The organism is Colwellia sp. 5_MG-2023 (genome assembly GCF_030547795.1).
In the GTDB taxonomy this organism is placed as follows: domain Bacteria; phylum Pseudomonadota; class Gammaproteobacteria; order Enterobacterales; family Alteromonadaceae; genus Colwellia.
Map to the genome: position 1 here is coordinate 52,257 of NZ_JAUOPW010000011.1, position 19,871 is coordinate 72,127.

General features: G+C 35.4%; 16 protein-coding genes. 13 read left to right on the forward strand and 3 right to left on the reverse strand.

Going from position 1 to position 19,871, the window contains the following annotated elements:
- Positions 1–21 precede the first annotated feature (21 nt).
- From Q4496_RS09580 to Q4496_RS09635, 12 genes are all read left to right on the forward strand, one after another.
- On the forward strand, positions 22–3,450 hold the full coding sequence (locus tag Q4496_RS09580; RefSeq protein WP_303610355.1) for a hypothetical protein: 3,429 nt from the start codon (positions 22–24) through the stop codon (positions 3,448–3,450).
- Positions 3,450–4,463 (forward strand): UDP-N-acetylglucosamine 4,6-dehydratase (inverting), encoded by a 1,014-nt coding sequence (gene pseB, locus Q4496_RS09585; protein WP_303610356.1) that lies wholly within the window; start codon positions 3,450–3,452, stop codon positions 4,461–4,463. Before Q4496_RS09580 ends, pseB begins: the two co-directional genes overlap by 1 nt.
- Positions 4,464–4,471: 8 nt before the next feature.
- Entirely contained in the window at positions 4,472–5,632 is a 1,161-nt protein-coding gene (gene pseC / locus Q4496_RS09590; protein ID WP_303610357.1) for a UDP-4-amino-4,6-dideoxy-N-acetyl-beta-L-altrosamine transaminase, read from the forward strand.
- Positions 5,633–5,635: 3 nt separating this feature from the next.
- On the forward strand, positions 5,636–6,322 hold the full coding sequence (gene pseF, locus Q4496_RS09595; protein WP_303610358.1) for a pseudaminic acid cytidylyltransferase: 687 nt from the start codon (positions 5,636–5,638) through the stop codon (positions 6,320–6,322).
- Positions 6,312–7,445: a UDP-2,4-diacetamido-2,4,6-trideoxy-beta-L-altropyranose hydrolase gene (gene pseG / locus Q4496_RS09600; RefSeq protein WP_303610359.1), complete on the forward strand. Its 1,134-nt coding sequence runs from the start codon at positions 6,312–6,314 to the stop codon at positions 7,443–7,445. Before pseF ends, pseG begins: the two co-directional genes overlap by 11 nt.
- Positions 7,442–8,083, forward strand: a complete 642-nt coding sequence (locus Q4496_RS09605) for a formyltransferase family protein (RefSeq protein WP_303610360.1) — start codon at positions 7,442–7,444, stop codon at positions 8,081–8,083. The genes pseG and Q4496_RS09605 overlap by 4 nt, the downstream gene beginning before the upstream one ends.
- Positions 8,084–8,153: 70 nt before the next feature.
- Positions 8,154–9,089, forward strand: coding sequence for an ATP-grasp domain-containing protein (locus tag Q4496_RS09610; protein ID WP_303610361.1), 936 nt, complete (start codon positions 8,154–8,156; stop codon positions 9,087–9,089).
- A 2-nt stretch (positions 9,090–9,091) separates the two neighbouring features.
- Positions 9,092–10,126 (forward strand): N-acetylneuraminate synthase family protein, encoded by a 1,035-nt coding sequence (locus tag Q4496_RS09615; protein ID WP_303610362.1) that lies wholly within the window; start codon positions 9,092–9,094, stop codon positions 10,124–10,126.
- A gap of 3 nt (positions 10,127–10,129) precedes the next feature.
- The gene (locus tag Q4496_RS09620; protein WP_303610363.1) at positions 10,130–10,945 is read left to right on the forward strand and encodes an NAD(P)-dependent oxidoreductase; all 816 of its coding nucleotides are present in this window, start codon (positions 10,130–10,132) and stop codon (positions 10,943–10,945) included.
- Complete coding sequence (locus tag Q4496_RS09625) at positions 10,939–11,715, forward strand: inositol monophosphatase family protein (protein WP_303610364.1); 777 nt, start codon at positions 10,939–10,941, stop codon at positions 11,713–11,715. The genes Q4496_RS09620 and Q4496_RS09625 overlap by 7 nt, the downstream gene beginning before the upstream one ends.
- 1 nt (position 11,716) lies before the next feature.
- On the forward strand, positions 11,717–12,394 hold the full coding sequence (locus Q4496_RS09630) for a PIG-L deacetylase family protein (RefSeq protein ID WP_303610365.1): 678 nt from the start codon (positions 11,717–11,719) through the stop codon (positions 12,392–12,394).
- Between the two features lie 111 nt (positions 12,395–12,505).
- Positions 12,506–14,524 (forward strand): capsular polysaccharide biosynthesis protein, encoded by a 2,019-nt coding sequence (locus Q4496_RS09635; RefSeq protein WP_303610366.1) that lies wholly within the window; start codon positions 12,506–12,508, stop codon positions 14,522–14,524.
- An 84-nt stretch (positions 14,525–14,608) separates the two neighbouring features.
- On the opposite strand, the gene Q4496_RS09640 is transcribed toward Q4496_RS09635, so the two are convergent.
- Positions 14,609–15,505 carry a LysR family transcriptional regulator gene (locus Q4496_RS09640; RefSeq protein WP_303610367.1) on the reverse strand — a complete coding sequence of 299 codons (897 nt, stop codon included), beginning with the start codon at positions 15,503–15,505 and terminating at the stop codon, positions 14,609–14,611.
- A 122-nt stretch (positions 15,506–15,627) separates the two neighbouring features.
- On the opposite strand from Q4496_RS09640, the gene Q4496_RS09645 reads away from it, so the two are divergent.
- Positions 15,628–16,566 (forward strand): MBL fold metallo-hydrolase, encoded by a 939-nt coding sequence (locus tag Q4496_RS09645; protein WP_303610368.1) that lies wholly within the window; start codon positions 15,628–15,630, stop codon positions 16,564–16,566.
- Between the two features lie 188 nt (positions 16,567–16,754).
- On the opposite strand, the gene Q4496_RS09650 is transcribed toward Q4496_RS09645, so the two are convergent.
- The gene (locus tag Q4496_RS09650) at positions 16,755–17,159 is read right to left on the reverse strand and encodes an MmcQ/YjbR family DNA-binding protein (protein ID WP_303610369.1); all 405 of its coding nucleotides are present in this window, start codon (positions 17,157–17,159) and stop codon (positions 16,755–16,757) included.
- A 160-nt stretch (positions 17,160–17,319) separates the two neighbouring features.
- Positions 17,320–19,527: a TonB-dependent receptor gene (locus Q4496_RS09655; protein ID WP_303610370.1), complete on the reverse strand. Its 2,208-nt coding sequence runs from the start codon at positions 19,525–19,527 to the stop codon at positions 17,320–17,322.
- Positions 19,528–19,871 lie beyond the last annotated feature (344 nt).

Sequence of the window (19,871 nt, forward strand, 5' to 3'; positions counted from 1 at the left end):
AATAATCAAATAATCAAAATTATGAATGAAATAATAAAAAGCAAGCAAACCATCAAACTGAAAAAAGAAGTGGATCTATACTTTAAAAACAAAGCATTACAAGTTTTTAATAAAAAAAAACCATCAGGTAAAGAATATAGTTATAAAGTTCATAACTCTGATAATGTTATAGGTTTGAATTCTGGTTATGATTGGCTTTATTTGGTTGGTAACAACTGGTTAAAAAATAACAATCAAAATATCGCACTAATGGTTGGTTTTAACGACTGGAAATTAGGTTTTACTGCTGATTACTTACCTGAATATAGAACTGCTTTCTTACCTCGCAATAAAATGTCTTTTTTAGATATTCATAAGCTAAAGAAATTAAAGCATAAACCAAGCGTTATTATTGTTTGGGGCTATACAGAATCACAACATGTTACCCGTTACGCTAAAAAGAATAATTTACCTATATACCGAATGGAAGATGCTTTTATTCGCTCTGCCAAATTAGGTGCTCAACATGCAACACCTTATTCGCTTATTTTAGACAAAACAGGTTTTTATTATAATTGTTACGAGCCATCTGATATAGAGAACATTCTTAATACATATGACTTTAAAGCTGATACAGCTTTAATGCAGAACGCTCAAGAATGTATTAAATTAATTAAAGAACTTAGATTATCAAAATACAACCTCCCTCGGAAAAACGTAGAAGGGGTTAATCAAAATATAAAATTAAGAAAAAGAGTTGCTGTACTTGGACAAGTTGATGGTGATGCATCGATTAGATTAGGAAACCCTGACAATTGGACTTCTGAAGAATTAATTAAGCTGGCCATTTATGAAAACCCTAATTGCGAAATATTCTACCGACCCCATCCAGAAGTTTACCAAGGATTTCAAAATAGCAAGTTTAAAGCTCAAAGTGTTGAAAAGTATGCAACAATAACAACGCCCGATGAAAATATTATTGATTTTATTGAAGCTGTTGATCATGTTTACACAATTAGCTCCTTATCAGGGTTTGAAGCTGTTATACGTAATAAAAAGGTAACCACTGTGGGTGCACCTTTTTATTCCGGTTGGGGGGTTACTGATGACAGAGTAACTATTAAAAGACGCACAGCTAAGTTATCGATCGAAGAAGTCTTTGCTGGTACGTATTTATTATACCCAAGGTATTTAGGTGACCATTCAAACATACATACTGGATTTTTAGCCGCTGCCTACCGTATCTGTGCAGAGAGAGAAATAGAGGAACATAAGTACTATAAGGCTATATCAGTAGATAAAGAAAATGACAAATATCTTTTAAGCACTAATTTCTGGCCTATGTATTTTTTTACAAATAACTATACGGGAAAAGATTTTGATTCAGCAATTAATGATATTAATTTTTCTGATTTTCTATTTGGGGCAAACGCAGATCTATTTAAAAGTACATTATTACACGCGGTCTATGGGAAGTTAAATAATCATAAATCAAAAGAATTATTTTTACATAAAGTAAGAAGTCATATCGAGTATCATATACTGAATGATTTTTTATTAAGAGCAATAAAAATAAAAAAAGAAGCAGTTTTAATTTCTAACCTATCTTGGTTATTAAGTGAAGTTGGAGATATCGATGATGCTATACAAGTAATGAGTGCCTGCGATGATATTGAGGAAAATGATACCGATATACTGCCACCAATAATATCAAATAATTCTTTACAGTTAGATATATTAAAAAACTCAAAACAGTTTAACGAATCATTGGACTTAGCGTTTTATGCCATGCTAAATAATGAAGCTAATTCCGGTTTGTTTTTAAAAGTTGCTCAAATTGCAGAGCTTACTTTTGATTGGAAGTCCGTAGCTAAGCTTTCTACATTCATGCAACACATAAACTGGGAATTACATAACAGAGCAGCTGTTCATATGGGGCTAGAAAATATACCAACAGACAGAGCTCTAGACAAAAAAAACCTCTTTATACAATTAGCTAAACAATTAATTCAGAACCCGGATAGGTTAAATAGGACTACAGCAATAGTAAAACATTTTTTTGATAACGACTTCCCTCTGGAAGTATTTCTTGCCATTTTAAATTTAGATAATGCACAAACACACCAAAAGGTCATCGCCCTTATTGAAACAGGAAAAGTAGAACAAGCATCCCATCTTATTCAAAACCTTTTAAGCAATAACCCTATTACTGATAAATTATTAGTCACTTATAGCAAAGTTCTTTTCGAAGAAGGTAAGTATGATGAAGTTGAGGATATACTTATGCAGGCTATTAACATAGAGCCATCACATGCTAATTATACTGAGTTGCTAAGACTTTTAAAGTTTCAAGGGAGGTTTTCTGAAGCTATTCATTGGGTTAGTGTAGCGAAAGAACAGAACATAAAATTGACTGATGATGGGCATATCATGCCAATATATTTTGGTTTAAAAAAAATTGAACTTGGTTTTAAATGTTTCTTACAATCAGCTGTTAGAGAAAAATTGGTTTCATATTTTGGCAATGATAAATATAAGGAAAGTGAAAGTTTAGATGCAGATGATCTATTTCTAATTTGTAGTTTTGGACCTGCTGAAGAAGTTAGATTTGCATCTGTTTATAATGAAATATCATCAGCATTAGGGAATGAAAACTTTAAAATATCCTGTGAGCCACGGCTACTTGAAATTTTCTCCAGATCATTTCCTAATATTAGGTTTATACCTGTTACAAGAGCCCGAAATTTTAATCCAAATATACCAAGAGAGCTTTTTGATAAAACTCCTGGCTCTGATTTAGTTAATATACTTGATAATACTGGCTATAAAGTTGCAAAAGAGTCTAAACAAATAAAATTACTATCAGAGCTATTATGGCACTTTAGAAAAAATTATAAGGATTTTCCTGTACAAGATGGCTACCTCAAAACTAATCATGATAAAAATAAATTACTTGCTGAGCGCTTACCTAAGAATAAAACCTTAGTGGGAATTGGCTGGCGCAGTCAGTTAACGAATAGCCAGCGGAATATCCACTATTTAACAATTCAAGAGCTTGAACCATTATTTAAAATAAAGAACATCACTTTTGTAAATTTACAATATGACAATTGCAATTCTGAAATTTCCTGGGTTGAAGAACGATACCCCGGCAAGTTAATTAATCTAGATGATATTGATCAATATAACGATTTTGATAGTGTTCTTTCTTTAATGGAAAACTTAGATATGGTAATAGCTCCATGTACTGTTACTACTGATCTTGCTGGAGCTATAGGATGTCCTACAATATATTTGTCCACGCACGGTGAAATATTATGGAGAATGAAAGATGAAGAGAATACTGATGTGTGGTTTGATTCCATGAAACATGTATTTTCACCTCCCGGAAATAAAAAGGTTTTGGTTCAGGAACTATGCGATAAATTAGAGAACTGGAAAAATGAACAAACAAAAAATGGAACTAACTAATGTTAAACAATAAATCAGTATTAATAACAGGCGGCACAGGATCGTTTGGTAAAAAATTCATTGAAACAATTTTAGCGCGATACCCAGACGTTAAAAAAATTGTTATTTATTCACGCGATGAATTAAAACAGTCAATGATCAAACTAAAATATCCACATAATTCATTTCCTCAATTACGTTTTTTTATAGGTGACGTACGAGATAGAGATCGTTTAACACAAGCATGTGAAGGAATTGATGTAATTATTCATGCTGCAGCTATCAAGCAAGTAGACACGGCAGAATATAATCCAACAGAATGTATTCGTACTAATATTGACGGTGCTGAAAATGTTATCCATGCGGCACTAGCCTGTGGGGTTCATGACGTTGTAGCATTATCAACAGATAAAGCTTGCGCTCCTATTAATCTTTATGGAGCAACTAAATTAGCATCAGATAAATTATTTGCTGCTGCAAATAACATAAGAGGCTCTAAAGATATTAAATTTAGCGTAGTACGTTACGGCAATGTAATGGGTTCTCGTGGCTCTGTAATTCCTTTCTTTATTGAAAAGAAAAAGGAAGGATTATTACCTATCACCCATAGAGAAATGACCCGTTTTAACATTTCATTACAAGATGGTGTAAATATGGTGATGTATGCAATAGAAAACCATATTGGTGGTGAAATATTTGTACCTAAAATACCATCGTATAAGATTACTGATATTGCTGAAGCTATCGCGCCTGAGTGTGAAACAAAAGATGTAGGTATTCGCCCTGGTGAAAAGCTACATGAAGAAATGATTACGGATACTGACTCTTTGAATACAATTGATTTAGGAAAGTATTATGCCATTTTACCTTCTGTTTCATATACATATACAGAAGAAGAATACATGCAACATCATAAAGCAGTTAAAGTACCATTTGGCTTCAAGTATAACTCAGGAACGAATACTGAATGGGAAACTATTGACTCATTAAGAGCGCTTATTATTGAACATGTAGATGCAAGTTTTAAGGTGTAGTTAGAATTATGATTCCATACGGTAAGCAAGAAATCACACAAGCTGACATTGACTCTGTAGTTGAAGTATTGAAGTCTGATTTTTTAACACAAGGTCCTCAAGTACCAGCATTTGAAAATGCATTAACCACTCATGCTGGTGCTAAATATGCATTTGCTATGAACAGTGCTACCTCAGCATTACATGTTGCCTGTATGGCCTTAGATTTGGGGAGCAATGATTGGTTATGGACAACACCAATTACATTCGTTGCTTCTGCCAATTGTGGACGCTATTGTGATGCTAATATTGACTTTGTGGATATTGACGAAGCAACTTATAATTTATGCCCTAAAAAATTAAAGCAAAAGCTTGAACAAGCTAAAATTAAAAATTGCTTACCTAAAGTGTTAGTTGCCGTTCATCTTTGTGGGCAACCTTGTGATATGAAAGCAATAAAAGCACTCGCTGATGAATATGGTTTTGCTATTATTGAAGATGCCTCGCATGCTATTGGTGGCAAATACTTTGATGAGCCTATCGGTAATTGCCATTATTCAGACATTACTATTTTTAGCTTTCATCCTGTTAAAATTGTTACCACTGCAGAAGGCGGCGCAGCGCTCACTAATAATAAAGCACTTGCTGACAAAATGGCATTGTACCGAAGCCACGGAATTACTCGCGACGAAAACTTAATGACAGAGCCGTCGCATGGTGGCTGGTACTATCAACAAGTTGCATTAGGTTATAATTACCGTATGACAGAACTGCAGGCTGCACTTGGCGTAAGTCAAATGAAGCGTTTAGACAAATTCGTGGCCGCACGTCACAAATTAGCAGAGCGATACAATCAGCTACTTGCGCCGTTGCCAGTTACTACCCCGTTTCAAATTGATAATAGTTATTCAGGCTTACACCTTTATGTTATTAGACTTAATTTAGAGAATATTTCTTTAACGCATAAAGAAGTATTTGAACAATTACGTGAGAATGGGATAGGTGTTAACTTACATTATATACCCGTTCATTTGCAGCCTTATTATTGCCAGTTTGGTTTTAAAGAAGGCGACTTTCCATTAGCTGAACAATACTATAAAGAAGCTATTTCTTTGCCAATGTTTCATACTATGTCTACTGAACAACAAGATAAAGTGGTACAAGTTTTACATAAAATTATTGGTGGTTAACAAATGAATATTGCAATAATTCCAGCAAGGGGTGGCAGTAAACGCATCCCACGAAAAAACATTAAAGAGTTTTTTGGAAAACCGATGATTGCTTATTCTATTGAAGCAGCAAAAGCATCTGGATGTTTTGATAAAATAATCGTTTCAACAGATGATCAAGAAATTGCAAATGTTGCATTAGAATATGGTGCAGAAGTACCATTTATAAGACCTTCAGATATTTCAGATGATTATGCAACAACGATTGATGTTATTCAGCATGCCATTCTTTGGCTTGAAAATCATAATGTTACTATGAACTATATCTGCTGTATTTATGCAACCGCACCATTTATAGAAATAAGTTCGATCTTAAAGGGGTTAGAGTTAATAAAGAATAACTCCTTAGATTATGCATATTGTGCAACTGAATACTCTTTTCCTATACAGAGAGCTTTTTATTTACAGCAAGATGGAAAAGTTGCAATGTTTCAACCGGAACACTTTAATACTCGCTCACAAGATCTAACTAAAGCATACCATGATGCTGGACAACTCTATTGGGGGAGCTATGAAGCATACAAAAAGGGCATACCATTCTTTTCGAAAAATACAATGCCGATAATATTAGATCCTTCGAAAGTTCAAGATATAGATACTCCATTAGACTGGAAAAGAGCGGAGCTAATATTTAAAGCCAATGAAAATTAATCCTTCAAATAAAACCCTTCAAAAAAAGGTTGTACTCTTTAGAGTTGATTCATCTAAAGAAATAGGCTACGGGCATGTAATGAGATGCTTAGCTTTAGCTAAAGCATTAGCTGTAAGCAATAATGTTAAGATTATTTTTGTATGCCGGGATTTTGAAGGTTCAATTCATCACCTAATTGAAAGTTGTGACTTTCAAGTTATATTACTAAATCAACATATGCGTTCCAAAAGTACTATAAATCTAAGTAAAGGACCATACGCATACTCATATCGACTGGCTTTACCACAAGAAGAGGATGTAAAAGAGTTTGTAGATAAAACTCTTGTTTATAAAGGATTTATTGAACTAATTATTACAGATCACTATGCTATAGGGGATGTATGGCATCGATTGGTAGCTGGCTATACAAAAAAAATTTTAGCTATAGATGATCTAGGCGATCGAGCCCACTTTTCTGACTACTTAATAGATCAAACATTTAACTGCAATAAGAGCAAATATTTAAATTTAGTACCAAGCCATACACAATTACTATTAGGCACTGAATATTGCTTATTACGAGAAGAGTTTAATAACTCTGACGAAGTCAAATTATTGAAAGTAAGAAAACGAAGCAATTTGAATACTGTATTAGTAATGTTAGGTGGCACTAATCCAGATAATATTGTGAATAAAATAATATATTTAATATCTCAAATGACAATCGTTAAAAAAATAAACATTATTGTTAATGAAAAAGTAGAATATTTATCTGACATTAAAGCCCTTTGTTTTAATCATAAAAATGCTGTATTACATATATCACCTAACAATATAGCAGAAATAATGCAAGAATCAGATATAGCTATTGGAGCAGCTGGAAGTGCTTCCTGGGAAAGGTGCACACAAGGTCTACCTAGTATAGTGATTGTTTTATCTGAAAATCAAAGAGAAATATCTGAAGTATTGGAAAATGCAGGGGTTGTGAAAGTATTAGAGCTTAATCAACTTCATAATAAATTAAAACAAACATTATTAAACTGGCTAAATGATAAGGAAGAGTATTACTCATCAGTAAAGCAATGTTTTAATATTTGTGATGGGCTTGGTATTAGTCGAGTTATAAAGGTATTGTTAAAATGATAAAAAATATAACCATTTTAGTTGATAACGAATCATGGATATTACCGTATGCTAAAAAGTTAGTAAGTCAACTTAAATCACATAATTTCACTGCGCATTTATGTCGAGATCAAAATAAAATATTAGAAGGTGATGTTTGCTTTTTTTTAGGCTGCACTAAGTTAGTTTCTACGAAAAATTTAGAAAAGAACACTATTAATCTTGTTATACATGAAAGTGATCTACCTAAAGGAAAAGGTTTTGCGCCAATGAGTTGGCAGATCATTTCTGGTGAAAAAAATATTGTTGTATCCTTGATTGAAGCAATTGATGGGGTAGATGCAGGAAACATTTGGCTACAAGATACAATTAAATTAAATGGCACTGAATTACATGATGAATGGAGGCATCTTCAGGGTGAATGTAGTGTAAACCTAAGTATGCAATTCATTTTAAATCACGAAAATCTCAAACCGATTAAACAAGAAGGAGAACCTTCTTTTTATAAAAGAAGAACAGCACGAGATAGTAAGTTAGATATAAATAAAACCATTGCTGAGCAATTTAATTTATTAAGAGTTGTAGATAATGAAAATTATCCCGCATATTTTATAATTAATGACACCAAGTACAAAATAAAGATCAGTACATGCGAATAATGCATATTATAGATAAGGAATTCAATAAATATTTATTAAATTCCTAAGTAATTATTAAGGTTAAAAGAATATGAAAAAGAAAATTTTATTTACTGGCGGCGGCGGAGCTGCAACTGAATTTTTATGGAGATATTTATCTTCTCGCTATGAAGTATACTTTGCTGATGCAGATTTAAATGCCATTGATGATAAAATCCCAGAAGAAAATAAAGTCAAAATACCTTTTGCAAACCAAAATGATTTTATTGAAGTTCTTGCTCAACAAGTTACTGAGCTAGCTATAGATATTCTTATTCCTTCTGTAGATGAAGAGTTGATTATTGTAGGTGAAAACTTAAATAAATTTACTGCAAAAGTACTTTTACCAGAAGTTGAATTTATTAGAAGTATGTTAGATAAGCTTACTTCGATTGAAGCTATAGCTGGAAAAGGACTAGTTCACCCTAAAACATTTTTAGTAAATAACTCCAAGCTTATTAGTTTTCCACAAATCATTAAGCCAAGAACAGGTAGAGGGTCAAGAGGTGTTTCTATACTAAATAACTCTCAAGAAGTTCAAGCTTATATGGTCCTGAATCAAGCTGAACCAGATGAAATAATTTCGCAAGAACTTGCTACAGGGGTAGAATATACAGTACTAATTGCTGCCAATATGAATTCAGAATTGAAGGCTATAGTCCCTGTTAAAATTGAGCAAAAAAAAGGGATTACCATTAGGGCAAAAACAGAACAAGAGAGTAAAGTAATTGCGTATTGTAGAGAGTTTCAAAATAAATTCAAAGCTACAGGAGTATATAACTTACAATGTATTCTTACTGAAAATGGTCAAGTAATACCTTTCGAGATTAATCCTCGTATATCTACAACATTTTGTTTAGGGATAGCTGCTGGTTTTGATCCTTTTGATATATTGTTTGATGACAAGAATAATAGCGAAATTTTTTATCCTAAGTCCACTTTTACATTAAAAAGAAACTGGCATAATAATATTACGGAAGTGAAGTAAATATGAAAGTAAAAATTGGTAATCAATTAGTAGGTGATGATAACCCTACATTTATCATTGCAGAAGTTGGTTCTAACCATAATCAAGACTACGCTTTAGCGTTAGCTCACATTGATGCTGCAGCAAAATCAGGTGTCGATGCGGTTAAGTTTCAAACATTTAGAGCGGATAAACATGTATCAAAATTTGCTGAAATGCCTGAATATTTAACAGACTATGATAATATTCATGATCTTATTAAAACCTTAGAACTTGAGAGAGACTGGCAGAAACCACTTAAAGAATACGCAGAGAGTAAGGGATTACAATTCTTTTCTTCACCTTGTGATTATGAAGCAGTTGACAGTCTAGAGGCGCTTAATGTACCTGCACATAAAATAGCATCATTTGATTTACCAGATTTAGATTTAGTGCGATATATCGCAAAAACAGGTAAACCGGTTTTATTATCTACAGGTATGGCTGATTGGATGGAAATTCAAAGAGCGGTTGATGTTTGCAGAGAAGAAGGGAATGAACAAATTATTTTGTTTCAATGTACTTCCCTTTATCCTGCCCCTACTAAACTGTCGAACCTTAAATCAATGAAAAAAATGAGAGATATGTTTAATGTGGTCGTTGGGTATTCTGATCATACTTTAGGTGATTTAATTCCTATCGCCTCTGTTGCAATGGGATCTGCAATTATTGAAAAGCACTTTACTCTTGATAGAAGCCTGCCCGGGCCAGATCATTCATTTGCGATGGAGCCAGAAGAATTAGCGGTTATGGTCAACAAAATACGAGAAGTTGAAACAGCAATTGGCGATGGTTCTAAAAAAGGCCCACGCGAAGAGGAGTTGGACATGTACGATAAAGTCAGACGCTCTCTTCACGTGACCGTAAATGTTCAAGCTGGTGATATAATCACTGAAGATATGCTTACGACTAAGAGACCTGGATTTGGTATTGAACCTTATAGGAAATCAGAGATTATTGGCGCTAAGGCACGTGTAGATATCGCAAAAGATCATTGGATTGATTGGAGCATGATATAATTTATGACTATAGTTGTAACTGGCGCCCAAGGTTTTTTGGGCGCTTGTATTGTGAACATACTCACACAGGAAAATGTTGATGTAATAGGAATTACAAGACAGCATTGTGACTTGTTGTCAGCTAAAGAAACAAGTGTATTTTTTTCGAGTATTACACCCCATTTAATTATTCATTGTGCTGCTTTTGTTCCTTCATCTTTACATGAGTATCACGATAGTTCTTTATCAAAAAATAATACATTGTTGCTTCGCAACGTAATGGATGCTTCGACATGCCCCATTATGTACATTTCCTCAATGACAGTTTATGGTTCCAGCTTAAAAGTTATTCGTCGTGAATGCGAGCCTTCCAACCCTGAATCAGAATACGGGCGGAGTAAACTTTTAGGTGAAACAACACTTCAAGAGCATCAGCGCGATAGTCTTGCCATTAGAATACCGGGGCTTTTTGGTGGCAGTAGAAAAAATGGATTGATATATAATAATATTAGTCAGTTAAATCAAGGCATAACACCGAGCTTACCTACAGAGCCTTTATTGTGGGCTGCCATGAATGTTGAAGATGCAGCTAACAGCATTGTGAAAATCGCTAAAAAACATTCGTTTAGTGGTTTTGAAGTGATAAATATTGGGTATCAAGATTGCTATTCTTTAAATGCTTTGGTCAATATTTATCGTGAATTATTTAATTATCCTATTCAATACACCATTGAACATCCTGTATTTCAATTTGATTTAACTAAATTAAAAAAAATTGGAGCTATGCCTAATATAGGACTCTTTTCAGCGATTAAAAAATATAAAGGCCAAATATGCTAGAAAACAAAAAGTTACCCTTATTTGAAAATGAATTTACCAAAATAGGCGATGCTATTCTAAGTTGGCGAAATGATGAGACAATACGTGAAGTTTTAGAACCAAAAGAGTTCAAAACGGTTGCAGATAAAAAGGCACATGATTCAATTTGTAACTTGATTAAGGAAACATTTGGCGATGTAACCATTTTATCTGAAGAAGAAGATATAATAGAAATTGAACGCCCTAATAAATATTGGTTGATTGATCCAATAGATGGGACAGCTAGCTGGTATGATGGCTTTGATGGCTTTGTAACACAAGCTGCCTATATTGAAAACGATGTCCCTATCTATGGGATTGTTTATGCTCCTGCAATGAATAAACTATGGACAGCCGTAATAGGTGAAGGTGCATTTTTAAACGGGAAACAACTTCAGCCTTTTCAAGAAAGTAATAGGTTGAACTTGATCGATAATTATCCTGAACCTAAAAGGATAGCGAAAATAATTACCGAACAACTCGTTGTTGATAAATATATTGAATGTGGCTCTCTAGGTCTAAAATCCTGTATGGTTGCAGCAGGTATTGCTGATCTCTTTGTTAAAGATGTCGTGATTAGAGATTGGGATATTGCCCCTGTAATCCGAATTATTGAAGAGTTGAATGGCTTTGTTACCGACTTAACAGGTAAAAAAATAGTGTTAACAGGCTCTTTTGTAAAAGAGAATGGCTTAGTAGTTTCAAGGTCTTTAAAGTTAGTACAAGATATCGTTAATTTAGAAAGAGTATAATATGAAATCAGTTCTAGTTGTTGCTGCTCATTCAGATGATGAAGCTCTGGGTTGTGGTGGTACTATCGCTAAACATATTGCACAAGGTGATCAAGTGACAGTCGCCTTTATGACAAACGGCGTCGCCTCCAGACTAGATACTCCTGAGCATAATACTAATGCTACTAAAAGAGAAAGTGCAGCTCAACTGGCCTTGAAAGCTTTAGGAGTGTCTAACTTTCACCAATTTGATTTCCCTGATAATAAAATGGATACCGTAGCTTTATTGGAAGTAACCCAAGCGATAGAATCGGTCATTTCAGCATGTAAACCAGATACAATTTATACTCACTTTGGGCATGACTTAAACATAGATCATAGGATTACACACAAGGCCGTTATGACTGCTTGTCGTCCACAATCCTGGTCTTCAGTAAAAAAAATATTATCTTTTGAAGTGTTATCGAGTACCGAGTGGAACTCACCATCAATTAATGCTTTTCAACCTCATTATATTGTTGATATATCTAATTACTGGAATAAAAAGCTTGCTGCATTAAAATGTTACGAAGATGAAATGAGAGATTTCCCACACAGTCGCAGTTATCAATGCGTGGAAGCTTTGGCTATATTAAGAGGGGCAACTCATGGTTTTGAAAAAGCAGAAGCCTTTTTTGTTGAGCGTATCTTAGACGTTTAAACCCCATAATTGATAAAATAGCATTTAAGGCAAAGCTTTTTATAACTACTAACAACCAAGAAATAAAGGTGATTTATTATTTTCATATGCATTAGGAGTCTTGTTTAATTAATGGCTATTTTGGTTAAGTCAAAAGGAATACTTGCTCGCAAAAAGCAAATTGAGAGCTGCCTTCCACACTCTTTAGCCTTACTTAAAAAAAGAAAGGTTGTTGCAAGTCATGATAGCTTTGCTGGCTGGGGACTTAAAGCTAGTACCAATAAAATCAAACAACAGGCTAGTGATTTTGGCGTGCCTTATTTACACCTAGAAGATGGTTTTATTGGTTATATTGGCCACCCTGCAAAGCAAGGTCATGCTGTTTCATTGATTTCAGACTCGCAAGGTATTTATTATGATGCCCGCCAGCCCTGCAATTTAGAATCACTAATAAAAGAACCATTAAGTGAAGCACAGTTAGCCCGTACAAATGCCTTAATAAAGCTAATCACTAACAAAGGCATCACTAAATATAATGTTTATGATGCAGCTGAGTTGCCTGAATTGTTAAAGGTAAAATTGTCGAACCTTAAGCAACAAAAAATATTAATTGTTGACCAAGTTTCAGGGGATTTATCTATCACCGGTGCGATGGCTGATGAAAGTAGTTTTGTTGCCATGATCGCGCAAGCGAAAGCAAATCACCCTAATGCTACCTTGTTAATTCGTACGCACCCAGATACTCGCCTTGGTAAGAAGAAAGGTGTATTAGCTAAACTTATTGCTAATGGGGAATTAACCAATGTTGAAGTTATTAATGAACATTGTCATCCTCATGCATTAATCAACGCTGTTAATGCGGTATATACGGTGTCGTCGCAAATGGGGTTTGAAGCATTATTACTTAATAAGCCAGTTTATTGTTTTGGGTTGCCATTTTATGCGGGTTGGGGATTAACGCACGACCAACTTCATTGCGACCGACGTGAAAAAATCTCGCTGCAGCAGCTTACCTATGCTGCTTTGGTTAAGTACTGCCATTATTACAACCCCGTATTGCAAGTAAAATGTGAACTTGAAGAGGTTATTAACCTTATTAGTTTGCAACAAAAAGGCAAGCCACAATACCGTCGCCTTTATTTAATTGGCTTTTCGCTATGGAAGCGCGCCTTTATGAAACATTTTTGTCGACATTTAGCCGATGAACTTGTCTTTACCAAGCAACCACCCGTAACAATTACTGATAATGACATGCTGCTGGTTTGGGGCGCTAAATACCCTGAATTAACTCACTGTTTTCGTGTGGAAGATGGTTTTATTCGCTCAAATGGTTTGGGCGCTAATTTGTGCCGCCCTTCTTCATTGTCTATTGATCAAGCAGGCATCTATTTTGATAATCGCACGCCAAGTGACCTTGAACACGCCTTAAATGAAAATGTATTAACGGTAAATGAGTTAAAACGAGGCCAAGCATTAATTGAGAAGATTAACGACACTGGTGTTAGTAAATATAATGTCGGCGAGCACGACGCGATTACGATTAATAATGAGCATAAAAAGATATTACTGGTTATTGGCCAAGTTGATGGTGATGCGTCGATTGTGACCGGTAGTTTGAATATAAAAAGTAATGAAGCGTTACTTTATGCAGTAAAAGAAAAGCACCCAGATTGTTATATTATTTATAAACCTCATCCTGATGTAGTGTCGGGTAATCGTGAAGGAAATGTATCGTTAGAATGCCTATCACAGTGCGTTGATGAACAAATTACCCACCAGTCTTTAACGAGTTTGTATGCACATATTGATGAATTACATACCATGACGTCGTTAAGCGGCTTTGAAGCGTTATTAAATAATGTTGTTGTTCATACGTGGGGACAGCCTTTTTACGCTGGCTGGGGGCTCACTACAGATTATTATCCGCCTAAAAGACGATTTAAAACCATCACCTTACCCGAGCTAGTATTTACTACCTTGGTGCAATATCCGCTTTATATTGATTGGGACACGGGTTTATGGGTAACACCCGAATTGTTAATTGATAAAATTGCTGATGGTAAAAATCAAGACATTAAAAAACAGTCGTTTTGGAATAGAAAATTATTAAAGCTGCAGTATATTTTTGAAATATTTCGTTCAGCGCATTAATACTTGATTTGTAAATTATTAATAATTTACAAATCAAAATACTCCTAATTTTTTTAAGGTTGTAAAAACGATTTATAATTTAAATTAATGTGCCCAAATCTCGCTAAAATATGTTTTTAGTAACTCAGCCACTATCACTACTCTTTCAACGTGTTGGTAGCGTTTATGGATAACGATATGTAACTCACCGGCTGCCAATTCACTTAGGTCAATATTTAACACTGTAAGCCCTTTAACTAATGGGCTTTCTGCAAAGCCATTCGGTAAAGCTAGTGCCCCTAGTCCTGCACAACAAGCTGCGATTTGCACGTTATAATCATTCGCGCTAAAGGCGGGTTTGAAGTTCTGTATTTCTCTCTTTAAAATTTGATTCGTCAATAAATGATCATGATCTTCAGACCAACAGATCCATTTTAACTCTTGCAAGGTCACCTCATCACTTAACGTGTTAGCGACATCTTCCGCGACATACACGTTTATGCCACAATAAAAAGACGCCAAACAAATTAAATCGTTATCTTTTGGTTTTTCTGTACGAAGTGATATATCAGCCTCACCGCGCGTTAAATTAAAGGTGTTGGTACCACTTAACACTTCAAGCTGAATACCGGGATAGCTTTCTTTTAGTTTTTGTCCCACTTGTGGGAGAAAAGCAAAACAAACGCCAGGAGGCGCAGTGATCCGAACTCTACCTTCCACTTTATTGGGTGCTTGCGCTAACGTCATGGTTTCAACCGACCAAATAGCCATTTGTTTTGCAGCGGGTAACAGTTTTTGACCTAATGCAGTCAGTTGACAGCCCTGACTAAAGCGAGAAAATAAAGGCTGACCAAGCTCTTGCTCTAGCTCTAGCTCTGCAATACGCCGGCTTAAAGTTGGTTGACCAAGCTTTAAATTTCGTGCGGCTGCACTAAAACTACCAGTTTCTGCTACGGCTAAAAAGAGTCTAATATCTTGCCAATTCAATTCATCGCTATTCATTTTTGGATATACCAATGGTTATTTAGTAGATTTACATCTTTTATGGAATAGCTAAACTATGCCACATCTTCTTTTACTACTAAAGGAGAATACTTACATCACCCAATAACGAGGTAAATAACATGCATAAAAGTAAGCGAACTATAAAGATGGTAATTGGCGTTCTTAGCTTATTATTCGTATTTTTCATTATATGGATTAACCAAGCAACGCCAACTAGTCACCCCGTTATTACCTCAGTATTAGGGCAAAAAAGTAATTACCAGTCTCTCATTAATAGCCTGAGCACAGGTAAAAAAATATTGGTGAAAAAAGTTAACTCTGCCAATTGGAAAGTGCCTCTTAGTGGCTTACTTAACCTTAATGCAGAAGCAGCACAACATGCAGGGTTGGAAGACCATGATGAAAACATTCAAATTTATACTTTCCATTTAACACATCCTATACATGGCGATTTTTTGATTGATACCGGTATTAGCAGTCAGTTTTATAATGATCCGCAGTCGTTAGGAATTCCTAGTTGGTTGGGATCGTTATATGGATTAGAAAAAATGACAGCACTTACTACAACGGAAGATTATATCAACGCACAAAACTTGGCTTTAAAAGGTGTGTTTTTAACTCATTTACACCTTGATCATATCAGTGGTATGTCAGCAATAAATAAACAGGTGCCTTTGTATGTAGGGCAAGGTGAAACGCAAGAAAGGTATTTCTTATATGCGGCAACGCAAGGTATAACCGATATAATGCTTGAAGGTAGACCCGCATTACAAGAGTGGGCTGCAGACTATATTGATGTATTTGGTGACGGTAGTGTATTTGCCATTCATTCACCAGGCCACACCGCGGGTTCTACCGCCTATTTAGTCAATAGCATTGAAGGCCCGGTGCTTTTTACTGGTGATGCAAGTCATACGTCGTGGGGCTGGAATCATAGTGTTGAACCGGGCAGTTTTTCAACTGATCAAATTCGTAGTAGAGCAAGTTTAAATAAACTCATTAAGTTAGTTAAGAGTTATCCTGAAATTAGCGTACAGCCTGGACATCAGAGTTTGTAAATGATGTGCATTATTACGAATAAGAGATGCTATTACATAGGTTTTTGAGTGAGTGTCTTACTTATCTTTCCCAAGTACCTTTCCTAAGTATCTTTCCCAATAATCTTATCTCGTCAGACAATACTATGGGTGATAGTTTCAGGGCTAATTCACCGTGGCCAGCGAATATTATAAACACTATATGTACTTCATAAATGAACCAAGATAGATGCCTGATCTTTCTTGGTCATTTTACTCACCACAAGGTTAAATGAATTATCGATCATGCGCTCAATTTCTCCTTGCGGTATTGAGCCATCAAGAATAATGGTATTCCAAAGTCTTTTATTCATATGATAACCGGGGATTACTGCAGGAAATATATCACGTAACATAATAGCTTCATCAGGATCACATTTTAAATTAATGCAAAAACTCCCCTTCATTTTATCATTCGTGTTTTTTTCATTACCCTTGCCTAAAGAAAGTGTGGCAAACATTTTATCTTTCACACGAAATACTTTTATATCATCACCAAAAGGGTAATACACAGAGGTGTCAGGCTTTGAAAGCAAGTAACCTTCTACCTGTTGAGCAATTAAGTTATCTGTCATCATCGTTCCCTGCTATCAAAACTGCCTGTTATCAAAGCTGTCGATATTAACCCATTAAAGTAGCTGAAAAAGCACCATAAAAAAAGCCCTGACATCTCAGGGCTTCTATTGGTTTTTTTAAATACTAGCTAACCTGAACTACATTACTATTAAAAAGCTATTAAAAACTATAGGTCGCTTCAGCCCATGCACTAACACCTTCTTGTGGTAGTCTCGACATTACAGCAATATCGGTGCCTTTTACGCGATTATAACCACCTAAATGCTTTTGATAGCTTTTATCTAACAAGTTATCGACACCAAAACGTAAAGTAAGGTCGTTATTGACATAATATTGAGCATCAACATTAAGTACGCCATAACCTGCCGTTTCTTGCTCATCGTTAGTTGACGAGACTTTCGTTTGTTTTGCTGCCATCACTAAGCTTGTTTTTACCATCCAGTTTTGCCCTGTGTAGCTTAATTGAACTTGACCATTAAGCGGTGCAATACGATATAGGTTGTCATTAATGTCACGACGTTCACCTTGTACATAGTTAATAATGGTGAATAGCTGTACTTCGTTGGTAATGTTGTAATAACCGTTCAGATCAAAGCCGTAAAGCTTTGCATCAACATTAGAGAATTTCAGAGGATTCGTGTCGCCAGCCATCATAGTCGCCATTTGTTTAGCGGCCATATCATCCATGCCTATTGAGGTACCCTGAATATAGTCATCAATTGATTGATAGAAAATATGAGGCGCGATCATCAACGTATCATCTTGATAATTTAAACCTAAATCGAGTTGATACGCCGTTTCTGACTTCAAGTTAATGTCGCCAATATAAGTATGGCCATCAGCTAAGCCGCCGGTTGATTCCATTGGCGTCCATAGGTACAGCTCTTGGTATGATGGCGCACGATTTTTTACACCAATGCCTGCAGAAATCGATAAATTATTAGAAAGGATTGTTTGTGTATTTAACGCAATATCAAGGTTGTTGTCGGATACTTGACGATTAGTCTCATTAAAACCATTTTGTAGCTCGCTTGCTAAGCTTGCCATACTTGGCATTTCCATATCAGAATCCATGCCATCGCTCATATCCATATCGTCACTCATGTCCATATTTGAGCCCATGTCCATCATTGCCATTGAAGTACTTACGTTTCCGGCGTTAGACTCAGCTCGTTTTAACCTAGCACCCAACTGCACTGTGGTTTGGTTAAACTGCTTTTGCCATTCTACGAATAAGCCATAACGATTGTCTTCAACGTTATTAAAATTAATAATTTCAAACATCATATTATTTGGATTAGTGATCACTGAATCATGGGTTGCTAAATAGCCATCTATACCAAAAGATAGCTCACCAAAATCAAATTCTTTCGCTAATGCAAAGCTGAAGTCTGACGTTTCTGCTGTCGCGTTATTACGGCGATAGGCGGAAGGATCATCGTTTGTACGCATTAAAAAGTTTGTCATGCCATGATCAGCATCGGTATAGCCTAGCTGCCATTCACCTTGCCATTCATGTAAACTAAAAACACCATCTAACGTCACTCGGTGACTTTCAATATATTCAATGTCCATCGGTAACGCTGGCGTACCTGAGTCATTAGTGTCGGTGTAATGGTAGCTTAGCCCGACTTCGTTAGCGTTTTTGCTATAACGAATGTCACCACCGACTTGTACTTTGTCAAAATCGGTAGGTTGAATAACAACGTCGTTGCTGCTTTCCATACTATCGCCTACTTGGCTATTACCGTAGAGTAAAACGGCAATATTATCTTTAGCAATATTGGTCACCGCTGATAAAGTTTTAGCGCTGTTGTTATTACGGTAGCCAACTTGAATATCGCCATTTACGTTTGTGATTGTGTTATTCATTGTTTCAGCTTTACGCATTTTCACTTCAATCGCACCACCAAGGGTATTAATGCCTGCTGATACCGGTGCAATGCCACGATATACGGTCATTGAATCAACAATTAATGGTGTTGAATAACTCAGTGGCGTATCCATCGCATTAGGCCCGGCACCAATAACAGGATGTCCATCAAGTGACGTGGCTAACCTGTCACCATACAAGCCCCGATATTGTGCAATACCGGTAATTGGGCCATTGCTATTAATGTTTGCACCTGGAACTGAAATGAGCCAGTCAGCTAGATCAGGAACACTGGTTTTTCCTTGTGCATATCCCATACTACTTTCTAAACTGTGATGGCGTTGGTTAGTAATAGTGATGACTTCTAAATTGTCACTAATACCCTTTGCTTCATCAGCTAAAGCTGTATTTGACATGATAAGAGGCGAAGAAGTTATTGCTGATAGTAAAACAAGTTTTACGGCAAGAGATAAACGCGTAATAGAAGTGCGCATAAAATTTCACTCAATGTTAAAAGGTTGGTTAAATTGGTTTTTAACTTTTATTCAATGGTGTGTATTCTTACGGGATAGTTAAGAGAGAACAAAGAGAAATAGCCAATGTGCGACAAAATGTCACAGGCAATAACCTGTTTACTTGTACTAGATCAATAAAGCGACCTTTTCGTGATAGTTTCAAGCGATATATTTACTTATACCAATCTCACTAACTATGTAATCATTTCTACTTGTTAAAATTACCAACTACATCGTTACTTAATTAATGAATCTGGTATTAGGTACTAGGGTGTTTTGTCAAAAAAAACAAGTAGAATAATAATATAGAAAATACTAAGTGA